Below are 4,084 nucleotides of genomic sequence, written 5' to 3'. Positions count from 1 at the left end.
GCGAACGTGCAAAGGAAAACCTTCTAGCAAGTTCAGGATTTCTCGGCGTCGGGCGCGAGTCGAGGACGGTAGCGCCAAGAGTATTTCCTGAGCGCCGGTGACATCGATCATCTGCTGAATATGTTTGGGCTTATAGACCTGCAAGCCGGAAATCGATCGATCGGCAATACTTGCATCGTCATCGATAAAGGCGACCGGCCGCATGACACGCCCCATGCGCAACGCTGCAACCAATTGATTGCCAGCAACGCCTGCCCCATAAATAGCCACTTTGGTGAGGCCGTCATCGCGGTTGGTAAAGGGAACGTGCTGGGCGGCCGTGAACCAGTCGCCCATGAAGTATTGACGCATGCACAATCGCAGCCCGCCGATGATCACCAGGCTGAGCCACCAATAGTTGAAAATAATCGAACGAGGGACTACTGCCTCGTGATTACTGTACCAATAGACAACGAGAGCCAGAATTAACGAGGAAAGGCTCACGGCCTTGATAATTGCTATCAAGGCGTCGTTTCCGAAATATCGCATCACTGCGCGGTACATTCCGAAGCGAATGAATAGCGGAATAGCGATCACCGGAGCACAGGCATACAGCCAAAAATGGATTTTCAGCGGGTTGTACATGTCTTCGATGCCGAGGCGAACGATAAAAGCAAGCCAAAGCGCAACCCAGACGAGTACTACGTCCGTTGCAACCTGCAATAGCCTTTTCTGGCGGCGAGGGAGCCCCAGTAGTAAAGTCCGAATTTTATCCATGAACCTCGTCTGAGCCTGCAGCTCACTCCTTAAAAACGGCAATCACCATTGTAACCGCCTGAAACCGGAAGACACGACCAATGTGCATCGTCACGAGGCAATCTGACGATCAGCAACACAATTTATCCATGGCGACGGTAGGCTGGCGAGCATTTTGATCGCATCATCGCTACAATCCAGCCAAGGCCCACAACGCTAGTAAGCGGCAGAAAACCAGCGTTCATTGGAAGCTTACGGTGGAATGTAACTCATAAACCACGTGTGGAAATGAAACGTTTCTGCATACGACTCAGACGTCGGATCAAATTATTGTCAACTCAGACGATTTCAACGAGATAGCATGCCCAAAAATCTTGTAGCTCATATGACATCAGTAGACGCCGAGCGGCGTGCTCAATCCAAACAACAGCGCCCGGTGGTGATCTGGCTGACTGGACTTAGTGGCGCTGGAAAGTCATCAGTGGCTGACGCACTGGAACTGAAATTGTTTGAAGCAGGGAAGCACACATATCTGCTGGATGGAGACAATGTCCGAATGGGCCTATGCAAAGATTTGGGATTCGAAGACCGAGATAGAGAGGAAAATATCCGCCGAATTTCGGAAGTTGCAAAGCTCTTGAAGGATGCTGGGTTGATTGTAATAACGGCGTTTATATCACCCTTCCTACGTGACCGAATTCTGGCCCGAAATGTTATTGGTGACAGTTCATTCATCGAGGTTTTTATCGATGCGCCGCTTTCCGAGTGCAAGCGTCGGGACCCGAAAGGTCTTTATAAAAAAGCCGAAAAGGGTGAAATCAAAAATTTCACTGGAGTTGATTCTGCCTATGAACGGCCCGAAAACCCGGACATAAAAATAAACACAATGGCAAATGACATCGATTCGTGCGTAAAGCAAATACTTGAATACTTGGCAAGGAAGGGGATATGAAGACCCTCGCTATAATCGGAGCTGGTTTCAGCGGAACTGTCGCGGCTGTCAACTTTCTGAATAATTCACCGAGGGGCGCCACTCTCGTTGTAATCAACCGTTCTGGACAGATGGCAAAAGGCTTGGCATACGGCACTAATAGTCCAGCTCACCTACTGAATGTCCCCGCCGGTAATATGACTGCTGTGGTCGGTGATCCAGACTCCTACGTGAATTTTTGCCAGCGCCATGACAAGGCTATTTTGCCGAGTACTTTTACCACCAGAAAATCGTACGGTGAATACCTCGAAACATTACTGTTCAATGCTGCCGAGAACGCTAAAGATCGCGTAAACCTTCAACAAATTACAGCCGACGTAAAAGGACTGTCAAAAAATGAGTACGGGGCAGCAATTGAACTGAGTAACGGATCAACATTAAATGCCGACCAAGTTATCCTTGCGTTGGGACATTTCCCACCACTCACTCCAGCAGCACTTTCAACTTTTGAACAATCAAATCATTACATCGCAGATCCATGGTCGGGAAAAATATCCAATATAGAAGACCGTGATGCGACCATTTTATTGGTGGGCGGTGGGTTAACCGCTCTTGATGTTATTTGCAGTCTGAAAAAAACCGGACACACCGGCAAAATCTATATGCTATCCAGACGCGGGTTGATACCTCTTCCCCATCGACAGAACAGAGGAGCTGTTTTGTCACACCACTCGATGATAGAAGAATTAACGCAAAAAACTACGCCACTGGCCCATCTCCGAATCATCAGAGGGTATATAAATTCAACTCCGACGGCCGATTGGCGTGACGTAATTGCAGCGCTTCGTCCGATTACTACTGATCTTTGGAAAAGCTACCCGGAAAGAGAGAAACGTCAGTTTCTGCGCCATCTGCAACCCCATTGGGATGTTCATCGCCACCGTGTCGCCCCTGATTCGTATAGCATCTTCGCAGACGCACTTGCATCCGCTCAGATTATTCCTGTCGCCGGGCGGATTAAATCAGCAAGTGAAACATGCAATGGCATAGAATTGACAGTTAGTTTACGCGGACGAATGCTGGAAAAAGTATTTGCCGTAAACTACGCGATCAACTGCACTGGCCCCAACTCCAACCCGAGGCTAATTAGCGAACCGCTGATAAAAAATCTACTAAGCGAGAATGTGATCAGCACTGATGCGCACAATCTTGGTATAAATGTCGACAGCAGCCTCGCAGTAATAAACGGTAATGGAGATTCGTCCGAATGGTTGAGCTACGTCGGGCCAATGCTCAAGGCTACACTCTGGGAGGCTACTGCTGTGCCTGAGTTGCGAATCCATGCAACTGCTTTGAGCAATAAAATATCCCGGCTATTTTCCGCACAGAAATAACACCAGACCGAATCATCACACTTTTAATAAATAGAGAGATTAATAGTGCACTATTAATCTCTCTTCGTATATTGGCCACCAATAAAACTGTTATTTATCTAGGACATCCTTAGCCATTTTCCTGCTGATCAATTTTTCACCCAATCGAATACCGGGTTCCTCAATCAGTGAATTCATTAGCCTAGCAACCGGCACCAGAACCAGAAGTGTGATGGCTACAGCCAGAACAAAAGCTAGGCCTTCGCTGAACAGTGAATAAAAATACAGGTAAACAGGTTTAAGCATATACACGATCGGGGGGTGGCAAAGATACAAGCCGAAACTCAACCGGCCTAAATACGAGAAAATCGGATTGGTTATTGGGCGCAACGGCGCTAGGCACTGCGAAACGACAAGTAGTGCAAAAATAAACGCCCAAATGTTGGATCTATTACCGACGATCGAGACGAAAGCCTGCTCTTTAAATACTATCAGCGCAGCCAGAACCACCGCTGCTGCCAATAGCAAATGTCCGACGGAACGGGCACTTACGTTGCCTTTGAGTTCGGCAAAGAGAAAATAACCGAATATCCCGAAAAAGAAAACTCCGATTGACCCCATGAAACTCATATAAGCATATCCAGCCGGGTAAACCGGGGTAAGATAAAACTTATAAAACACAACACTTATCGCGACGGCTAACACCGTAACCGCAACCGACAAATAAAGGTTCTTCACAAAAACCAAAAGGTAAGGGACAAGTAGATAAAACAGCACCTCCACACCAATAGTCCAGCCTGCCCAGACCATGCTTTCATGATTACCAGGCATAAGATTAAACAACAACGAAATTGTGCCCAAAAAGCTCATCGGTGATATATAGGATCCAAACTGCAATGGAATATATATAAGATAAAAAAAAGCAATAAAATAAAACAGCGGGGCGATCCGCATAAAACGCCTAATGGCAAACGAAGACAGCCAACCATCTTTACCGACCCGTGAAGTCGTACTCAAAAAAAGCGAAAACGCACTGATCACAATG

4 protein-coding genes are annotated in these 4,084 nt (G+C 47.2%); 2 read left to right on the top strand and 2 right to left on the bottom strand.

Annotated features, from left to right (window positions below; genetic code table 11):
* The coding region (locus AC1DSN_RS19345) for a nucleoside-diphosphate sugar epimerase/dehydratase (protein WP_477332293.1) at window positions 1-756 on the bottom strand (756 nt) is incomplete at its 3' end.
* Between the two features lie 340 nt (window positions 757-1,096).
* On the opposite strand from AC1DSN_RS19345, the gene cysC reads away from it, so the two are divergent.
* The gene (gene cysC, locus AC1DSN_RS19340; RefSeq protein WP_477332291.1) at window positions 1,097-1,687 is read left to right on the top strand and encodes an adenylyl-sulfate kinase; all 591 of its coding nucleotides are present in this window, start codon (window positions 1,097-1,099) and stop codon (window positions 1,685-1,687) included.
* On the top strand, window positions 1,684-3,060 hold the full coding sequence (locus tag AC1DSN_RS19335) for an FAD/NAD(P)-binding protein (protein ID WP_477332289.1): 1,377 nt from the start codon (window positions 1,684-1,686) through the stop codon (window positions 3,058-3,060). The genes cysC and AC1DSN_RS19335 overlap by 4 nt, the downstream gene beginning before the upstream one ends.
* 90 nt (window positions 3,061-3,150) lie before the next feature.
* On the opposite strand, the gene AC1DSN_RS19330 is transcribed toward AC1DSN_RS19335, so the two are convergent.
* Window positions 3,151-4,084 (bottom strand): acyltransferase family protein (locus tag AC1DSN_RS19330; RefSeq protein WP_477332287.1); only part of this gene is annotated, 934 nt, incomplete at its 5' end.

Source organism: Luteibacter sp. P4_D7_3, from assembly GCF_056401735.1.
The sequence above is the reverse complement of the archived record's forward strand: the minus strand, read 5'-3'. Positions and strand labels throughout refer to the sequence as shown.